Origin of the sequence: Salmonella sp. SAL04202 (assembly GCF_046550775.1) — a bacterium.
GTDB lineage: Bacteria > Pseudomonadota > Gammaproteobacteria > Enterobacterales > Enterobacteriaceae > Salmonella > Salmonella enterica.
This window is the reverse complement of record NZ_JBGDXK010000008.1, coordinates 54,137-72,500: the sequence shown is the minus strand read 5'-3', so window position 1 is coordinate 72,500 and position 18,364 is coordinate 54,137. Positions and strand designations below refer to the sequence as shown.

General features: G+C 53.3%; 17 protein-coding genes and 4 tRNA genes. 20 read left to right on the top strand and 1 reads right to left on the bottom strand.

What is annotated here, in order from left to right:
* Positions 1 to 81 precede the first annotated feature (81 nt).
* The 20 genes from trxA (at position 82) to ACLJQJ_RS21970 (ending at position 16,586) form a co-directional block, all read left to right on the top strand.
* Positions 82 to 411 carry a thioredoxin TrxA gene (trxA, locus tag ACLJQJ_RS22065; RefSeq protein WP_001280776.1) on the top strand — a complete coding sequence of 110 codons (330 nt, stop codon included), beginning with the start codon at positions 82 to 84 and terminating at the stop codon, positions 409 to 411.
* 247 nt (positions 412 to 658) lie between these two features.
* Positions 659 to 742 carry a rho operon leader peptide gene (locus tag ACLJQJ_RS22060; protein ID WP_134820045.1) on the top strand — a complete coding sequence of 28 codons (84 nt, stop codon included), beginning with the start codon at positions 659 to 661 and terminating at the stop codon, positions 740 to 742.
* 87 nt (positions 743 to 829) lie between these two features.
* On the top strand, positions 830 to 2,089 hold the full coding sequence (gene rho, locus ACLJQJ_RS22055) for a transcription termination factor Rho (protein ID WP_001054532.1): 1,260 nt from the start codon (positions 830 to 832) through the stop codon (positions 2,087 to 2,089).
* A 229-nt stretch (positions 2,090 to 2,318) separates the two neighbouring features.
* Positions 2,319 to 3,422, top strand: coding sequence for a UDP-N-acetylglucosamine--undecaprenyl-phosphate N-acetylglucosaminephosphotransferase (gene wecA / locus ACLJQJ_RS22050; RefSeq protein WP_000771937.1), 1,104 nt, complete (start codon positions 2,319 to 2,321; stop codon positions 3,420 to 3,422).
* Between the two features lie 11 nt (positions 3,423 to 3,433).
* A complete protein-coding gene (gene wzzE, locus ACLJQJ_RS22045; RefSeq protein WP_000193419.1) occupies positions 3,434 to 4,480 on the top strand; it encodes an ECA polysaccharide chain length modulation protein in 1,047 nt (348 codons plus the stop codon).
* A 55-nt stretch (positions 4,481 to 4,535) separates the two neighbouring features.
* Complete coding sequence (gene wecB / locus ACLJQJ_RS22040; RefSeq protein ID WP_000866685.1) at positions 4,536 to 5,666, top strand: non-hydrolyzing UDP-N-acetylglucosamine 2-epimerase; 1,131 nt, start codon at positions 4,536 to 4,538, stop codon at positions 5,664 to 5,666.
* A complete protein-coding gene (wecC, locus tag ACLJQJ_RS22035) occupies positions 5,663 to 6,925 on the top strand; it encodes a UDP-N-acetyl-D-mannosamine dehydrogenase (protein ID WP_000011236.1) in 1,263 nt (420 codons plus the stop codon). The genes wecB and wecC overlap by 4 nt, the downstream gene beginning before the upstream one ends.
* The gene (gene rffG, locus ACLJQJ_RS22030; protein WP_023202239.1) at positions 6,925 to 7,992 is read left to right on the top strand and encodes a dTDP-glucose 4,6-dehydratase; all 1,068 of its coding nucleotides are present in this window, start codon (positions 6,925 to 6,927) and stop codon (positions 7,990 to 7,992) included. Before wecC ends, rffG begins: the two co-directional genes overlap by 1 nt.
* Positions 7,935 to 8,249, top strand: a complete 315-nt coding sequence (locus ACLJQJ_RS22025; RefSeq protein WP_223149427.1) for a sugar phosphate nucleotidyltransferase — start codon at positions 7,935 to 7,937, stop codon at positions 8,247 to 8,249. Before rffG ends, ACLJQJ_RS22025 begins: the two co-directional genes overlap by 58 nt.
* The gene (gene rffC / locus ACLJQJ_RS22020) at positions 8,227 to 8,904 is read left to right on the top strand and encodes a dTDP-4-amino-4,6-dideoxy-D-galactose acyltransferase (protein WP_001145154.1); all 678 of its coding nucleotides are present in this window, start codon (positions 8,227 to 8,229) and stop codon (positions 8,902 to 8,904) included. The genes ACLJQJ_RS22025 and rffC overlap by 23 nt, the downstream gene beginning before the upstream one ends.
* A gap of 4 nt (positions 8,905 to 8,908) precedes the next feature.
* Positions 8,909 to 10,039 (top strand): dTDP-4-amino-4,6-dideoxygalactose transaminase, encoded by a 1,131-nt coding sequence (gene rffA / locus ACLJQJ_RS22015; protein ID WP_000612080.1) that lies wholly within the window; start codon positions 8,909 to 8,911, stop codon positions 10,037 to 10,039.
* Position 10,040: 1 nt separating this feature from the next.
* Positions 10,041 to 11,291, top strand: a complete 1,251-nt coding sequence (gene wzxE, locus ACLJQJ_RS22010) for a lipid III flippase WzxE (RefSeq protein ID WP_063809675.1) — start codon at positions 10,041 to 10,043, stop codon at positions 11,289 to 11,291.
* Positions 11,288 to 12,367 carry a TDP-N-acetylfucosamine:lipid II N-acetylfucosaminyltransferase gene (locus tag ACLJQJ_RS22005; RefSeq protein ID WP_058820859.1) on the top strand — a complete coding sequence of 360 codons (1,080 nt, stop codon included), beginning with the start codon at positions 11,288 to 11,290 and terminating at the stop codon, positions 12,365 to 12,367. Before wzxE ends, ACLJQJ_RS22005 begins: the two co-directional genes overlap by 4 nt.
* Positions 12,364 to 13,722 carry an ECA oligosaccharide polymerase gene (gene wzyE, locus ACLJQJ_RS22000; RefSeq protein ID WP_000055605.1) on the top strand — a complete coding sequence of 453 codons (1,359 nt, stop codon included), beginning with the start codon at positions 12,364 to 12,366 and terminating at the stop codon, positions 13,720 to 13,722. The genes ACLJQJ_RS22005 and wzyE overlap by 4 nt, the downstream gene beginning before the upstream one ends.
* Positions 13,719 to 14,459, top strand: a complete 741-nt coding sequence (gene wecG / locus ACLJQJ_RS21995; RefSeq protein WP_063809676.1) for a lipopolysaccharide N-acetylmannosaminouronosyltransferase — start codon at positions 13,719 to 13,721, stop codon at positions 14,457 to 14,459. Before wzyE ends, wecG begins: the two co-directional genes overlap by 4 nt.
* Before the next feature lie 206 nt (positions 14,460 to 14,665).
* Positions 14,666 to 16,051, top strand: coding sequence for a bifunctional threonine/serine APC transporter ThrP (thrP, locus tag ACLJQJ_RS21990; protein WP_000818378.1), 1,386 nt, complete (start codon positions 14,666 to 14,668; stop codon positions 16,049 to 16,051).
* A gap of 102 nt (positions 16,052 to 16,153) precedes the next feature.
* A tRNA-Arg gene (locus ACLJQJ_RS21985) sits at positions 16,154 to 16,230 on the top strand.
* A gap of 54 nt (positions 16,231 to 16,284) precedes the next feature.
* Positions 16,285 to 16,360 (top strand) — tRNA-His (locus ACLJQJ_RS21980).
* A 20-nt stretch (positions 16,361 to 16,380) separates the two neighbouring features.
* Positions 16,381 to 16,467, top strand: a tRNA-Leu gene (locus ACLJQJ_RS21975).
* Between the two features lie 42 nt (positions 16,468 to 16,509).
* A tRNA-Pro gene (locus ACLJQJ_RS21970) sits at positions 16,510 to 16,586 on the top strand.
* A gap of 581 nt (positions 16,587 to 17,167) precedes the next feature.
* Here the strand turns inward: ACLJQJ_RS21970 and hemY are convergent.
* A complete protein-coding gene (gene hemY, locus ACLJQJ_RS21965; protein WP_001546072.1) occupies positions 17,168 to 18,364 on the bottom strand; it encodes a protoheme IX biogenesis protein HemY in 1,197 nt (398 codons plus the stop codon).

Below are 18,364 nucleotides of genomic sequence, written 5' to 3'. Positions count from 1 at the left end.
CCTTTGTTGGCGAAGTTAACATCAGCACCTCGTTGGTTAATGCTACACCAACACGCCAGGCTTATTCCTGTGGAGTTATATATGAGCGATAAAATTATTCACCTGACTGACGACAGTTTTGACACGGATGTACTCAAAGCGGACGGGGCTATCCTCGTTGATTTCTGGGCAGAGTGGTGCGGGCCGTGTAAAATGATCGCTCCGATTCTGGATGAAATCGCTGACGAATATCAGGGCAAATTGACCGTTGCCAAACTGAACATTGACCAGAACCCTGGTACTGCGCCTAAATATGGCATCCGCGGTATTCCGACTCTGCTGCTGTTTAAAAACGGCGAAGTGGCGGCAACCAAAGTAGGCGCACTGTCTAAAGGTCAGTTGAAAGAGTTTCTCGACGCCAATCTGGCGTAATACCTTTTATACGTCGAATGACAAAGGCGCTGTATGGTCAGGCGTCTGTCATTCGACGAATGATTAAGGTATCAGGCAGTTTCGTGGCGTCTGTTGTCCTTACGTTATTCTTAAATTGTCAGGATCTCTGGACGCCCGGTCTGAGTCGTGCTAAGTTAGTATTGACTTCGAATTAAACATACCTTATTAAGTTTGAATCTGGTTTTATCCGTCACTTCCCGTTTTTTCTCGCACGAGAAGTGGAAAGATTCCTGGCTCTTCGCTCATTCCGTCTTGTCGTTTCAGTTCTGCGTACTTTCCTGTGACCAGACAGCGAACAGACATGAGTTGATAGCCGTAAACAGGCATGGATGACCCTGCCATACCATTCACAACATTAAGTTCGAGATTTACCCCAAGTTTAAGAACTCACACCATTATGAATCTTACCGAATTAAAGAATACGCCGGTTTCTGAGCTGATCACTCTCGGCGAAAGTATGGGGCTGGAAAACCTGGCCCGTATGCGCAAGCAGGACATTATTTTTGCCATCCTGAAGCAGCACGCAAAGAGTGGCGAAGATATCTTTGGCGACGGTGTGCTGGAGATATTGCAGGATGGATTTGGTTTCCTCCGTTCTGCAGACAGCTCCTACCTCGCCGGTCCTGATGATATCTACGTTTCCCCCAGCCAAATCCGCCGTTTCAACCTCCGCACTGGTGATACCATTTCTGGTAAGATTCGCCCGCCGAAAGAAGGTGAACGCTATTTTGCGCTGTTGAAAGTTAACGAAGTTAACTACGACAAACCGGAAAACGCCCGTAACAAAATCCTCTTTGAGAACTTAACCCCGCTGCACGCAAACTCTCGTCTGCGTATGGAGCGTGGTAACGGTTCTACCGAAGACTTAACGGCGCGCGTTCTGGATCTGGCTTCGCCGATCGGTCGCGGCCAGCGCGGTCTGATTGTCGCGCCGCCGAAAGCGGGTAAAACCATGCTGCTGCAGAACATCGCGCAGAGCATCGCGTATAACCACCCAGACTGCGTGCTGATGGTGCTGCTGATTGACGAACGTCCGGAAGAAGTAACCGAGATGCAGCGTCTGGTGAAAGGCGAAGTGGTTGCCTCTACCTTTGACGAACCGGCATCCCGCCACGTTCAGGTTGCCGAAATGGTTATCGAGAAGGCGAAACGTCTGGTTGAACACAAGAAAGACGTTATCATCCTGCTCGACTCCATCACCCGTCTGGCGCGTGCCTATAACACCGTGGTGCCGGCTTCCGGTAAAGTATTGACCGGTGGTGTGGACGCTAACGCCCTGCATCGTCCGAAGCGTTTCTTCGGCGCGGCGCGTAACGTGGAAGAGGGCGGTAGCCTGACTATCATCGCGACGGCGCTAATCGATACCGGTTCCAAGATGGACGAAGTTATCTACGAAGAGTTTAAAGGCACCGGTAACATGGAGCTGCATCTCTCGCGTAAGATCGCTGAAAAACGCGTCTTCCCGGCTATCGACTACAACCGTTCCGGTACCCGTAAAGAAGAGCTGCTCACCACTCAGGAAGAGCTGCAGAAAATGTGGATCCTGCGTAAAATCATCCATCCGATGGGTGAAATTGACGCGATGGAATTCCTCATTAACAAACTGGCGATGACCAAAACTAATGACGACTTTTTCGAGATGATGAAGCGCTCATAACCTGGTCTTTACCTGAAAACGCCACGTTTTTACGTGGCGTTTTTGTTTTGCGATTCATCCTAGCGTCATGTCATATAAACTGGTCATCGGGATATGCGCTACAGAGTAACACCATGCACAATACACATTGTTTGCGGTAAAAAGTGTAATGTTCTAACAGGTCTCTTCTAGGAGCTGGCGTAACGCATTATACTTTAAGGAAATGATATATGCTGAGAGCACATACACTGTGAAGTTACTCACCGCTTTATCTGAGCTAATCAGTATTTTTTTATTCACGACCATTTTTATTTTTCTTGCGCGAAAAGTAGCCATAAAAATTGGTTTAGTGGATAAACCAAACTTTCGTAAACGACATCAGGGTGTTATCCCATTAGTCGGCGGGATTTCTGTGTTTGCAGGAATCTGCTTTATGTTTGGCCTCTCGGATTACTACATACCGCACTTATCGCTATATCTTATTTGCGCTGGTGTATTGGTTTTTGTTGGTGCGATGGATGACCGTTTTGATATCAGTGTAAAAATTCGTGCTGTGGTTCAGGCTGTTATTGCGGTTGTAATGATGGTTATCGCAAAACTTCACTTAGGTAGCCTTGGTTACATCTTTGGGCCTTGGGAGTTAGTGCTTGGCCCCTTTGGCTATTTCCTTACCCTGTTTGCGGTATGGGCGGCGATCAACGCTTTCAATATGGTGGACGGTATTGACGGCCTGCTGGGGGGGTTATCCAGCGTCTCATTCGCGGCGATGGGGCTGATTTTATGGTTTGATGGTCAGACTAGCCTGGCAATGTGGTGCTTTGCCATGATCGCCGCGATTCTGCCTTACATTATGCTTAATCTCGGTATTTTGGGGCGGCGTTATAAAGTCTTTATGGGCGATGCCGGTAGTACACTGATTGGCTTTACCGTCATCTGGCTCTTACTGGAAACGACGCAGGGGAAAACTCACTCTATCAGCCCGGTTACCGCGCTATGGATTATCGCTATTCCATTGATGGATATGGTGGCGATTATGTATCGCCGTCTGCGTAAAGGGATGAGCCCCTTTTCCCCTGATCGCCAACATATTCATCATTTGGTTATGCGAGCAGGGTTTACTTCCCGCCAGGCATTTGTTCTTATTACGCTCGCAGCGGCGATTCTGGCGGGAGTAGGCGTAACGGCAGAATACTCTCATTTTGTTCCTGAATGGGTTATGTTGGTGCTCTTTTTGCTAGCATTCTTCCTCTATGGCTACTGCATTAAGCGGGCCTGGAAGGTGGCGAGATTTATTAAGCGTGTGAAGCGTCGCCTGCGCAGGCAACGTGAGAACCGGCCAAACTTAACCAAGTAAATGAGGATACGATGACACAACCATTACCGGGGGCACGCGCGGTGAGCGCTGAAAATGAACTGGATATTCGCGGGTTGTTTCGTACTTTATGGGCTGGCAAATACTGGATTATCGGCATTGGCCTGCTATTTGCCCTTATCGCGTTAGCTTATACCTTTTTTGCTCGTCAGGAGTGGAGTGCGACGGCGATTACCGATCGCCCAACCGTAAATATGTTGGGCGGTTATTACTCCCAGCAGCAGTTTCTGCGCAACCTGGATATTAAGACCGATCCTGCTTCTTCCGATAAGCCCTCGGTGATGGATGAAGCGTATAAAGAGTTCATCATGCAACTTGCCTCCTGGGATACGCGTCGCGATTTCTGGTTACAGACGGACTATTACAAGCAGCGAATGGTCGGGAATAGCAAAGCTGATGCGGCGATGCTTGATGAACTGATCAATAACATACAGTTTACGCCCGGCGATTTTACACGCGCCATCAACGACAATGTGAAGCTGATTGCTGAAACTGCGCCGGACGCCAATAATCTGCTGCGTCAGTATGTCGCATTCGCCAGCCAGCGGGCGGCGAGCCATCTGAATGATGAATTAAAAGGTGCCTGGGCTGCGCGTACCGTGCAGATGAAAGCCCAGGTCAAACGGCAGGAAGAGGTTGCGAAAGCGATCTATTCGCGTCGTGTAAACAGTATTGAGCAGGCGCTCAAAATTGCGGAACAACATAATATTTCTCGTAGCGCGACGGATGTCCCGGCGGATGAATTACCGGACTCAGAGCTTTTTTTACTCGGTCGCCCTATGTTGCAGGCGCGTCTTGAAAATCTGCAAGCGGTTGGCCCTGCGTTCGATTTGGACTACTTTCAAAATCGGGCAATGTTGAATACGCTTAATGTGGGGCCGACCCTGGACCCTCGTTTTCAGACCTATCGTTATTTGCGTACGCCGGAAGAACCGGTAAAACGTGATAGCCCACGCCGAGCCTTCCTGATGATTATGTGGGGTATCGTTGGGGCGCTAATCGGTGCGGGCGTTGCCTTAACCCGTCGCCGCACGATTTAGCAACACCTCTGCAGTAGGGGGCTGGGCCCCTACTGTCTATTCGAAGAGAATCGATGTGAAAGTACTGACTGTATTTGGTACACGACCGGAGGCCATTAAGATGGCGCCTCTGGTCCATGCGCTGGAAAAAGATCCTCATTTCGAGGCCAAAGTATGCGTTACTGCGCAGCATCGGGAGATGCTTGATCAGGTATTAACTCTTTTTTCTATTGTGCCTGATTACGATCTCAACATTATGCAGCCGGGACAGGGGTTGACGGAAATTACCTGCCGAATTCTGGAGGGATTAAAGCCGATCCTGGCAGATTTTAAACCTGATGTGGTGCTGGTTCATGGCGATACCACCACTACGATTGCTACCAGCCTGGCGGCTTTCTATCAACGAATTCCGGTAGGGCACGTAGAAGCCGGGTTGCGAACCGGCGATCTCTATTCCCCCTGGCCGGAAGAGGCAAACCGCACGCTGACCGGACATCTGGCGATGTACCACTTTGCGCCGACGGAAAACTCGCGGCAGAATCTGTTGCGGGAGAACATTCCGGATGAGCGCATTTTTGTCACTGGCAATACCGTTATCGACGCGCTGATCTGGGTACGCGATCGCGTTCTGACGAGCGATACATTACAGGCTGAACTGGCCGAGCAGTATCCTTTCCTCAACGCGAATAAGAAGATGATTTTGGTGACCGGTCATCGGCGTGAAAGCTTTGGTCAGGGCTTTGAGCATATCTGCCAGGCGCTGGCGGAAATCGCCGCCGCGAACCAGAATGTGCAAATTGTCTATCCGGTGCATCTCAATCCCAACGTCAGCGAACCTGTCAACCGTATCCTCGGCCATGTTGAAAACGTGGTACTGATTGAGCCGCAGGACTACTTACCTTTTGTCTGGCTGATGAATCACGCCTGGCTCATTCTGACCGATTCCGGCGGTATTCAGGAAGAAGCGCCGTCATTAGGTAAGCCGGTATTGGTCATGCGTGAAACCACAGAGCGTCCGGAAGCCATTACCGCTGGTACGGTAAGACTGATCGGCACGGACTCCCGGCGCATTGTGGCGGAAGTTATGCGTCTGCTGCACGACGAAAATGAATATCAAACCATGAGCCGCGCCCATAATCCTTATGGTGACGGGCAATCATGCGCGCGCATTTTACAGGCGTTAAAAAGTTATCGGGTATCGTTATGAGTTTTACGACCATTTCTGTTATTGGGCTGGGGTATATCGGATTACCGACTGCGGCCGCTTTTGCTTCCCGCCAGAAGCAGGTTATCGGCGTGGATATCAACCAACATGCGGTAGACACCATAAATCGCGGTGAAATTCACATCGTGGAGCCGGCGTTGGGCAATGTGGTGAAGATGGCGGTGGAAGGCGGCTTTCTGCGTGCGACGACGACACCTGTCGAGGCCGATGCGTACCTGATTGCCGTGCCGACGCCATTCAAAGGCGATCACGACCCTGATATGGCCTATGTGGAAGCCGCGGCGAAATCCATTGCGCCGGTATTAAAAAAAGGGGCACTGGTGATTCTGGAATCAACATCGCCGGTCGGCGCAACGGAGCAAATGGCTGGCTGGCTGGCCGGGATGCGCCCGGATCTGACCTTTCCCCAGCAGGCGGGCGAGCAGGCCGACGTGAATATCGCCTATTGTCCGGAGCGTGTGCTGCCGGGTCAGGTGATGGTGGAACTCATTAAAAATGACCGCGTGATTGGCGGTATGACGCCAGTATGTTCGGCTCGCGCCAGCGCGCTGTACAAAATTTTCCTTGAGGGCGAATGCGTTGTCACCAACTCGCGCACCGCAGAGATGTGCAAGCTGACGGAAAATAGCTTCCGTGATGTGAATATCGCCTTTGCGAATGAATTGTCGCTGATTTGCGCCGAACAGGGGATTAACGTCTGGGAATTGATCCGCCTGGCGAACCGCCATCCGCGCGTCAATATTTTGCAGCCGGGCCCAGGCGTTGGCGGGCACTGCATTGCGGTCGATCCGTGGTTTATTGTGGCGCAAAATCCGCAGCAGGCGAGACTGATTCGCACCGCGCGTGAAGTGAACGACGGCAAACCGCACTGGGTGGTCGATCAGGTAAAAGCCGCGGTCGCAGATTGCCTGGCGGCCACCGATAAACGCGCTAGCGAAGTGAAAATCGCCTGTTTTGGGCTGGCCTTTAAGCCGAATATCGACGATCTGCGCGAAAGCCCGGCGATGGGGATCGCGCAAAGTATCGCCCGCTGGCACAGCGGCGAAACCCTGGTCGTCGAACCGAATATCCGTCAGTTGCCGAAAAAATTGGACGGACTTTGCACGCTGGCGAAACTGGACGCGGCGCTGGCCGCCGCCGATGTGCTGGTGATGCTGGTCGATCACGACGAATTTAAAGCGATTCCCGGCGATGCGGTTCATCAACGTTATGTGGTTGATACCAAAGGAGTCTGGCGCTGATGAAACGCATTCTGGTGACCGGCGGCGCAGGCTTTATCGGATCTGCGGTGGTGCGGCATATCATCCATGAAACGGCAGACGCGGTGGTGGTGGTGGATAAACTCACCTATGCGGGCAACCTGATGTCTCTGGCATCGGTGACGCAAAGCGACCGTTTCGCCTTTGAGAAGGTGGATATCTGCGATCGGGCATCACTGGAGCGAGTCTTCCAGCAGTATCAGCCCAATAGCGTGATGCACCTGGCGGCGGAAAGCCATGTAGACCGTTCCATCGACGGCCCGGCGGCGTTTATTGAAACGAATATCGTTGGTACTTACACCTTGCTGGAAGCCGCTCGCGCTTACTGGTCCGCGCTTGGCGCGGATGCTAAAGCGGCGTTCCGCTTCCACCATATCTCCACCGATGAAGTGTATGGCGATCTGCATACTGCAGACGATTTCTTCACCGAAACCACGCCATATGCGCCAAGCAGTCCTTATTCCGCCTCCAAAGCCAGCAGCGACCATCTGGTACGCGCCTGGTTACGTACCTACGGTCTGCCTACGCTTGTCACCAACTGCTCTAATAACTACGGGCCCTACCATTTCCCGGAAAAACTGATCCCACTGATGATTCTGAATGCGCTGGCGGGTAAACCATTGCCGGTCTATGGCAACGGTCAGCAAATTCGCGACTGGCTGTATGTGGAAGATCATGCCCGTGCGTTGTATCACGTGGTGACGAACGGCGCTGTGGGCGAAACGTATAATATCGGCGGTCATAACGAACGTAAAAATCTGGATGTGGTCAGGACGATCTGCGCTCTGCTGGAAGAACTGGCCCCGCAAAAACCGCAGGGTGTAGCGAATTATCACGATCTGATTACCTTCGTCGACGATCGACCCGGCCATGACTTACGTTATGCCATCGACGCGTCGAAAATCGCCCGCGAGCTGGGCTGGACGCCGCAGGAAACCTTCGAAAGCGGGATGCGAAAAACCGTTCAGTGGTATCTCGCCAATGAGGCCTGGTGGAAACCCGTGCAGGATGGCAGTTATCAGGGCGAACGCTTAGGGCTGAAACGCTAAACGGCAGGTTCTTACTCCTGGAGGAGAAACGAATGAAAGGCATCATTCTGGCGGGAGGTTCCGGTACCCGGTTGCATCCCATTACGCGCGGCGTATCAAAGCGCCAGGGCTTCAAAATTGCCTGTCTGGAGGAGATTGCCTGGCGCAACGGCTGGCTGGATGATGATGGTTTGAAACGCGCCGCCAGTCAGCTTGAAAAAACCGGCTATGGCCAATATTTACTGGAGTTGCTCCGTGCCCGTCCGCGCCAGTATTGAACCGTTACTCTGGGAAAATACGTTCTTTGGCGTGAATAGCGGCATTGTGCGTATCGATGCCTCAGCGCCCGAATTAACGCCAGAAGCGCTGCAGGCGTGGCAACGCGTGCAGGTAAAAGTGCCGGCTGAAAACATCGCCTGGCTGTCGGCGTTGCAATCGCTGGGATTCTCTTTGGTTGAAGGCGAGGTGGATTTTGCGTTGCCGGTAAAAGGGCATCGCGACCAGCATGGCGCGGAAATTGCACATCTTAAAGACATTCCTGCTTTGCGTCAGTTGGCCGGAGAGGCGTTTACGCAGAGTCGTTTTCGCGCGCCGTGGTATGCGCCCGACGCCAGCGCCCGTTTTTACGCCCAGTGGATTGAGAATGCGGTACGCGGCACGTTTGATCACCAATGCCTGGTGCTTCGCACGGAGACAGGCGCTATCCGCGGTTACGTCTCGCTGCGGGAATTGAATGATACCGACGCGCGCATTGGCCTGTTGGCCGGACGCGGCGCGGGAGCGGAACTTATGCAGGCGGCGATCTGTTGGGCGCAGAGTCGTGGCAAAGCAACATTGCGGGTGGCGACCCAGTTGGGCAACACCGCCGCGCTTAAACGTTACATACAAAGCGGTGCCAACATCGAAAGCACTGCGTACTGGTTATACAGGTGACAACATGATTCCTTTTAATGCGCCGCCGGTGGTGGGAACCGAACTCGAATACATGCAGTCTGCAATGAGCAGCGGCAAACTGTGCGGCGACGGCGGCTTTACGCGTCGTTGCCAGCAGTGGCTGGAGCAACATTTCGGCAGCGCGAAGGTGTTGCTGACGCCTTCCTGTACCGCGTCTCTGGAGATGGCGGCCCTGTTGTTGGATATTCAGCCCGGCGATGAAGTGATCATGCCGAGCTTTACGTTTGTCTCCACCGCTAACGCTTTTGTCCTGCGCGGCGCGAAAATTGTATTTGTCGATATTCGTCCGGATACGATGAATATTGACGAAACGCTGATTGAGGCGGCGATTACTGATAAAACCCGCGCTATCGTGCCGGTACACTACGCTGGCGTCGCTTGTGAAATGGACGTCATCATGGCGCTGGCGGATAAGTATAATCTGTTCGTTGTCGAGGATGCCGCCCAGGGTGTGATGTCCACGTACAAAGGGCGCGCGTTAGGGACGATCGGTCACATCGGCTGTTTTAGCTTCCATGAAACCAAAAATTACACCGCTGGCGGCGAAGGCGGCGCGACGCTGATCAACGATCGTACGCTGATTGAACGCGCGGAGATCATCCGCGAAAAAGGCACCAACCGTAGCCAGTTCTTCCGTGGTCAGGTGGATAAATACACCTGGCGGGATATCGGCTCCAGTTACTTGATGTCCGATCTGCAGGCTGCCTACCTGTGGGCGCAACTGGAGGCCGCCGATCGTATCAATCAACAGCGTCTGTCGCTGTGGCAGACTTACTACGATGCGTTAACGCCGCTGGCACGCGCCGGGCGTATCGAGCTGCCTTCTATTCCGGAAAACTGCGGGCATAATGCCCACATGTTTTACATCAAACTGCGGGATATCGCCGATCGCAGCGCGCTGATTAATTTCCTGAAAGAGGCGGAAATCATGGCGGTATTCCATTACATTCCGCTGCATGATTGTCCGGCGGGCGATAAATTCGGCGAGTTTATCGGGGACGATGTCTACACCACAAAAGAGAGCGAACGTTTGCTGCGTCTGCCGCTGTTTTATAACCTTGCGCCCGTCGATCAACGAACGGTGATTACTACCTTGCTAAATTATTTCTCCTGATATGTCGCTTGCTAAAGCCTCCCTGTGGACGGCGGTCAGTACGCTGGTAAAAATTGGCGCCGGACTGCTGGTGGTGAAACTACTGGCCGTCTCTTTTGGTCCGTCGGGCGTCGGACAAGCGGGTAACTTCCGCCAGATGATCACCGTGCTGGGCGTATTGGCTGGCGCCGGGATATTTAACGGCGTTACCAAACTCGTCGCACAACATCATGATGACCAGGCGCAGTTACGTACCGTGGTGGGAACCTCCTCCGCGATGGTATTGGGGTTCTCTACGCTGCTGGCGCTGGTCTTCCTGCTGGCGGCGGCGCCGATTAGCCAGGGATTGTTCGGTCACACGGACTATCAAGGGCTGGTGCGTCTGGTTGCGCTGGTACAAATGGGGATCGCCTGGGCGAACCTGCTGCTGGCGCTAATGAAGGGCTTTCGTGACGCGTCGGGTAATGCCTTATCGTTAATTGTCGGCAGCTTTTTGGGCGTCGCCGCCTGGTATCTCTGCTACCGTGTCGGCGGCTATGAAGGCGCTCTGCTTGGCCTGGCGCTGGTGCCGGCGCTGGTGGTAGTGCCAGCCGGTATAATACTGATTAAGCGCGGCACCGTCCCGCTACGCTATCTCAAGCCCTCCTGGAACAATGGTCTGGCAGGGCAGCTCAGTAAATTTACCCTGATGGCGCTGATTACCTCCGTTACGATGCCGGTCGCCTATGTGATGATGCGAAACCAACTGGCCGCGCACTATAGCTGGAGCGATGTCGGGATCTGGCAGGGCGTAAGCAGCATTTCTGATGCCTATCTGCAATTTATCACCGCCTCCTTCAGCGTTTACCTGTTACCCACGCTCTCACGCCTGACGGAAAAACAGGACATTACGCGTGAAGTGGTAAAAGCGCTGAAATTTGTTTTGCCGGCGGTTGCGGCGGCGAGTTTTACCGTCTGGCTACTGCGCGATTTTGCTATCTGGCTGCTTTTTTCCGCCAAATTCACCGCGATGCGCGATCTGTTCGCCTGGCAGTTAGTGGGCGACGTGCTGAAAGTCGGCGCCTATGTTTTCGGTTATCTGGTGATTGCCAAAGCGTCGTTGCGATTTTACATTCTGGCTGAAATTAGCCAGTTCATTCTGTTAACGGCGTTCGCTCACTGGCTGATTCCCGCTCACGGCGCGCTGGGTGCGGCACAGGCTTATATGGCCACCTATATTGTCTATTTTTCACTTTGTTGCGGCGTATTTTTACTCTGGCGTAGGCGAGCATGACTGTACTGATTCACGTCCTGGGATCGGATATCCCTCACCATAACCACACCGTGCTGCGGTTTTTCAATGATACGCTGGCCGCCGCAAGCGAGCACGCGCGCGAATTTATGGTTGCCGGTGAAGATAACGGCTTCACGGAAAGCTGCCCGGCGCTCTCGCTTCGTTTTTATGGCAGTAAGAAAGCGCTGGCGCAGGCGGTCATCGCCAAAGCGAAAGCAAATCGTCGACAGAGATTCTTCTTTCACGGTCAGTTCAACACCAGCCTGTGGCTGGCGCTGTTAAGCGGCGGTATTAAGCCAGCTCAGTTTTACTGGCATATCTGGGGCGCGGATCTCTACGAAGTGTCCCACGGGCTGAAATTCCGCCTTTTCTACCCGCTTCGTCGTATCGCGCAGGGGCGAGTAGGGGGCGTATTCGCGACGCGCGGCGATCTCAGCTATTTTGCGCGCCAGCACCCGGGCGTACGCGGCGAGTTGCTCTATTTCCCGACGCGCATGGATCCTTCCCTGAATGCTATGGCAAAAGAGCGCCAACGTGCGGGGAAATTGACCATTTTGGTAGGGAACTCCGGCGATCGCAGTAACCAACATATTGCGGCGTTACGGGCGGTGTATCAGCAGTTTGGCGACACGGTAAACGTGGTGGTGCCGATGGGCTATCCGGCCAATAACCAGGCCTATATTGATGAGGTTCGTCAGGCCGGTCTGGCGCTATTTAGCGCCGAAAATCTACAAATTCTTAGCGAAAAAATGGAATTTGATGCCTATCTTGCGCTGTTGCGCCAGTGCGACCTCGGTTATTTTATTTTTGCCCGCCAACAGGGGATCGGGACGTTATGTCTGCTAATTCAGGCCGATATCCCGTGCGTACTGAACCGCGACAATCCTTTCTGGCAGGATATGGCGGAACAGCATCTGCCCGTCCTGTTTACCACGGACGATCTTAATGAGCAGGTCGTGCGCGAGGCGCAGCGTCAGCTCGCATCGGTAGATAAAAGCGGCATCACCTTCTTTAGCCCCAACTACCTGCAACCGTGGCATAATGCGTTGAGAATCGCCGCAGGAGAAGCCGAATGAGTTTAATGCAATTCAGCGGGCTGCTGGTGGTCTGGCTGCTCTCTACGCTGTTTATCGCCACGCTGACCTGGTTTGAATTCCGCCGCGTGCGTTTTAACTTCAACGTTTTCTTTTCGTTGCTGTTTTTGTTGACCTTCTTTTTTGGTTTTCCGCTAACCAGCGTGCTGGTATTTCGTTTCGACGTTGGCGTCGCGCCGCCGGAAATCTTATTGCAGGCTCTATTATCCGCCGCCTGTTTCTACGGCGTGTATTACGTGACCTATAAAACGCGTTTACGCAAACGCGTTGTGGATGTACCACGCAAGCCGCTATTTACCATGAACCGGGTGGAAACCCACCTTACCTGGGTGATCCTGATGGGCATCGCGCTGGTGAGCGTGGCGATTTTCTTTATGCATAACGGCTTTTTGCTGTTCCGGCTGCACTCCTACAGCCAGATCTTTTCCAGCGAAGTCTCCGGCGTGGCGTTAAAACGGTTCTTCTATTTCTTCATTCCGGCGATGCTGGTGGTCTATTTCCTGCGCCAGGACAGCAAAGCGTGGCTGTTCTTTCTGGTGAGCACCGTCGCGTTTGGTCTGTTGACCTACATGATTGTCGGCGGCACGCGCGCTAACATCATTATTGCGTTTGCTATCTTCCTGTTTATCGGCATTATTCGGGGCTGGATCAGCCTGTGGATGCTGGCGGCGGCGGGCGTGCTGGGGATTGTCGGTATGTTCTGGCTGGCGCTCAAACGCTACGGATTAAATGTGAGCGGCGATGAGGCGTTCTATACGTTTCTTTATCTGACGCGCGATACCTTTTCGCCGTGGGAGAATCTGGCGCTGCTGTTGCAAAATTACCACAATATCGATTTTCAGGGGCTGGCCCCTATCGTGCGTGATTTCTACGTCTTTATTCCCACCTGGTTATGGCCGGGACGACCCAGTATCGTGCTGAATTCTGCGAATTACTTCACCTGGGAAGTCCTGAACAACCATTCTGGCCTGGCGATATCGCCAACGCTTATCGGATCGCTGGTGGTCATGGGCGGGGCGCTGTTTATTCCACTCGGCGCGATCGTCGTCGGGCTGATTATCAAATGGTTCGACTGGCTGTATGAACTGGGTAACCGGGAGCCCAATCGCTATAAGGCGGCGATTCTGCACAGTTTCTGCTTTGGCGCCATCTTTAATATGATTGTGCTGGCGCGAGAAGGGCTGGATTCGTTTGTTTCGCGCGTGGTTTTCTTCCTGGTGGTTTTTGGCGCCAGCCTGCTGGTCGCTAAGCTTCTGTTCTGGTTATTTGATAGCGCCGGACTGATTCATAAACGTACAACTTCGCTCCCTCAGGCACAGGTGGAAGGAAAACTATGACCAATAATGCCGCTGCGCCCCTTTACTCGCTGCGTGGATTACCTCTGATTGGCTGGCGCGACATGTCACACGCGCTGAATTATCTGTTTGCCGATGGTCAACTGAAGCAAGGCACGTTGGTGGCGATCAACGCCGAAAAGCTGCTGACGGCGGAAGATAATCCGGAAGTCCGCGCGTTGATAGCGGCGGCGGAATTTAAATATGCCGATGGCATCAGCGTGGTGCGTTCAATACGTAAAAAATTTCCGCAGGCGCAGGTTTCTCGCGTGGCTGGCGCCGACCTTTGGGAAGCGTTAATGGCGCGCGCGGGGAAAGAAGGCACACCGGTATTTCTTGTCGGCGGCAAGCCTGAGATGCTGGCGCAGACGGAAGCAAAACTGCGGACGCAGTGGAACGTCAATATTGTGGGTAGCCAGGACGGTTACTTTACGCCGGAGCAGCGTCAGGCGCTATTTGCGCGTATCCATGCCAGCGGCGCGAAAATTGTCACCGTCGCGATGGGATCGCCAAAACAGGAATTGCTAATGCGCGATTGTCGGGAAGTGCATCCCCATGCGTTATATATGGGGGTGGGCGGGACCTATGATGTGTTTACTGGTCACGTCAAACGCGCTCCAAAAATATGGCAGAACCTGGGGCTGGAGTGGTTGTATCGTCTGCTTTCTCAACCGAGGCGTATTACCCGCCAGATGCGTCTGCTGCGCTACCTTCGCTGGCACTATACTGGCGATCTCTAATTCTCCCTTCTGATGACTTGAGCAGCGGATTGTGCTTATGGCGCTGCTCATTTACAACATAATCGATGATTTCTTACACAATAAGTGCATTTTTTTAATGCTCCATTTGCCATTTGTCCAAATTTAAGAAAATATTCGCAACAATCGATGTACCCATAACAATAACCGGTACTACCGGAACCGTTGCAAACACGACATGAGGATTTATGGCAGAGAAAAAACCGGAGCTACAGCGTGGGCTGGAAGCTCGTCATATTGAATTGATTGCCCTCGGGGGCACCATCGGCGTCGGACTCTTTATGGGCGCCGCCAGTACGCTGAAATGGGCGGGCCCGTCAGTGCTGCTGGCGTATATCATCGCCGGATTGTTCGTCTTTTTCATCATGCGTTCGATGGGGGAGATGCTCTTTCTGGAACCTGTTACCGGCTCCTTTGCCGTGTACGCCCACCGGTATATGAGTCCTTTTTTTGGCTATCTTACCGCCTGGTCATACTGGTTTATGTGGATGGCTGTCGGGATCTCGGAAATTACCGCCATTGGGGTCTACGTCCAGTTCTGGTTTCCGGAGATGGCGCAGTGGATACCGGCGCTGATTGCCGTCGGACTGGTTGCGTTGGCGAATTTGGCTGCGGTGCGCCTGTATGGTGAAATCGAGTTCTGGTTTGCGATGATCAAAGTCACCACGATTATTGTGATGATCATCATCGGTCTGGGGGTGATTTTCTTCGGCTTTGGTAACGGCGGCCAGGCGATTGGCTTTGGTAATCTGACCGAGCATGGCGGCTTTTTTGCCGGCGGCTGGAAAGGCTTTCTGACCGCATTATGTATCGTGGTGGCCTCTTATCAAGGGGTTGAGTTGATCGGTATTACCGCCGGTGAAGCGAAGAATCCGCAGGTGACGTTGCGTAGCGCGGTGGGTAAGGTGCTGTGGCGTATCCTGATTTTTTATGTTGGCGCGATTTTCGTGATCGTCACCATTTTCCCGTGGAATGAGATTGGCAGCAACGGCAGTCCCTTTGTGCTCACCTTCGCGAAAATCGGCATCACCGCCGCGGCGGGCATTATCAACTTTGTCGTGCTGACGGCGGCGCTCTCCGGCTGTAACAGCGGAATGTATAGCTGTGGGCGTATGCTTTACGCGCTGGCGAAAAACCGTCAACTGCCGGCGGCAGTCGCGAAAGTCTCTCGCCACGGCGTGCCGGTCGCGGGCGTGGCGCTCTCTATTTTGATTTTGCTGGTAGGTTCTTGCCTGAACTACATCATCCCCAATCCGCAGCGCGTCTTTGTTTACGTTTATAGCGCCAGCGTACTGCCGGGGATGGTGCCGTGGTTTGTCATTCTGATTAGCCAACTGCGCTTTCGTCGGGCGCATAAAGAAGCGATTGCGGATCATCCTTTTCGTTCCATTATGTTTCCGTGGGCGAACTATTTGACGATGGCGTTTCTGGTTTGCGTTTTAATCGGCATGTACTTTAATGAAGATACGCGCATGTCGCTGTTTGTCGGCGTCATCTTCCTGCTGGCCGTCACGCTGGTCTACAAAGTTTTCGGTCTGAATCGTCACGGAACCGCCCACAAGGTGGGGGAATAAGCGCCAAAATGCGCAAAGCATAACCAAACGCGCATTTTATTTAAAAAGGCACTGGACAGCGGGGTGTGAAGTCCGTATTATCCACCCCCGCAACGGCGCTAAGCGCCCGTAGCTCAGCTGGATAGAGCGCTGCCCTCCGGAGGCAGAGGTCTCAGGTTCGAATCCTGTCGGGCGTACCATTTATTTAGGTGCTTGAGCTGCGGTGGTTTAATACCGCGTAAAAAGTTTCAGTGGTGGCTATAGCTCAGTTGGTAGAGCCCTGGATTGTGATTCCAGTTGTCGTGGGTTCGAATCCCATTAGCCACCCCATTAATATAGGGTTGTGAAACGCGAAGGTGGCGGAATTGGTAGACGCGCTAGCTTCAGGTGTTAGTGTCCTTACGGACGTGGGGGTTCAAGTCCCCCCCCTCGCACCACGACTCAATGAATTGAACTAAAAATTCAAAAAAGCAGTATATCGGCGAGTAGCGCAGCTTGGTAGCGCAACTGGTTTGGGACCAGTGGGTCGGAGGTTCGAATCCTCTCTCGCCGACCAATTTTGAACCCCGCTTCGGCGGGGTTTTTTGTTTTCTGTTCATTTTCAACCCCTTATCCCGCACGTGTTGCCATTATGGTTTATTGGCGATATCCCAGGCTTCATTTGTCGCTATTCGGTGACGAATAATCTATTGATTTATAATCACTTTATAAAAAGCATCCTGTTCTGTCTCCGCCGGGCGACACGCTAAAACCTCGCCAGCGGCGGGGGGATGACAATCGCGTGAATTCTCTACGTTTTTTTAATGCCTGCGCCTGTTTTTTAGCGGTGCAAAGATGGCACGTTATGTGCAATAATGTACGGGTAGATGCTCATTCCACCTCTTATGTTCGCCTTCTGGCCTCATAAACTCAGGAATGATGCAGAGCCGTTTACGGTGCTTATCGTCCACTGACAGATGTCGCTTACGCCTCATCAAACACCCTGGACACAACGTTGAGTGAAGCACCCCTTTATGTTGTCATACAGACCTGTTTTGACGCCTGCCCCTTAACCGGGCAGGCGTTTTTTTATGCATCCCGAATGATTTTGTGTAGGCGGTAAGCCCGGTAAGCGAAGCGCCACCGGGCAAGAGGGAATTACTGCGGGGGATTGTTCTGTAATGTCAGCATCAGGCCGTCGCGCCGCATGGCGGCGGCCTCTTCCGGTTGATGCAGTCGATCAAGCGCATCGGCAAGCCAGGCATAATCATACGCGTCCGGGCGTTGTTTCAGCGCGGCGCGGAAAGCCAGGGTCGCCTCCTGCCATTCACCGTGTTTCATTAGCGACTGGCCGAGCGTGCTCCATAACAGCGGGCGATCGCCTACCGTCTTGATTTGCTGGCGCAGCACTTTCTCCAGTTGTTCCGGATTATTGGTTCTGAGGCGAGGAATGGGCAGCACCAGCCGATCGTCATACTGGCGTTTCAGACCGTCAATGATAATCTGCTGCGCCATATCATGATCGTCACATTCGATCAGATGCTCGGCCATTGCGACCTGCAGCGCCACCTGATGGCGGGTTTTACGGCTTTGGTTTTTCCACCAGGTGCGTAATCCTTCGCTGCCCTGCTCGGCGCGCGCCTGATCCATGAGTCCTATCCACGCCTGTTGTTCGAGCATGGCGCGATGCGCTTCATCGCCGACGTGCGCTTTCGCCATGGATGGGATGATATCCAGTAAAGAACTCCATGCGCTGGTGCGAATATAGGCCTGCTCCGCCAGACGCAGAACTTCCGGGTGACGCGGTGTGACCTCCAGCAGTTTGTCCACGCCGTGACGCGCCGCGTGATTTTCATTGCGCGCCAGCTGTAAGCGCACGCGCGTGATCTCGACCGGGATGGTGTCGTTCCCCGCCAACTCTGCCGCACGTTCAAGGTGCTGATTAGCGCGCGCTTCATCGCCGCGCTGCTGCGCCGCTTCTGCCGCCAGCAGATAATTTACCACCGGTTGTTCAGCATGGTCGGCGTTTTTTGACATCAGCTTTTCAACCTGCTGATAGTCGCCCTCCGCCAGCTTCAGCAGCGCCTGTTCGGTCTGCTTGCGGGCGCGACGGCGTTTACGGCCGGCAAACCAACCGCGGGTGTGCGCGCCGGTACGAAACAGACGGCGTAGTAACCACTCAATGGCGAATAGCACCACCATAGCGACGATGAGAATGATCGCCAGTCCGGTGACGCTGGTTTCAATGTTGTAGTTATCGGTCTGGATTAACACATAGCCCTGGTGACCGGCTATCATCGGGCCGACCACGATACCCGCGAGCAACAACACAAAGAGCAATAATACTTTTAGCAT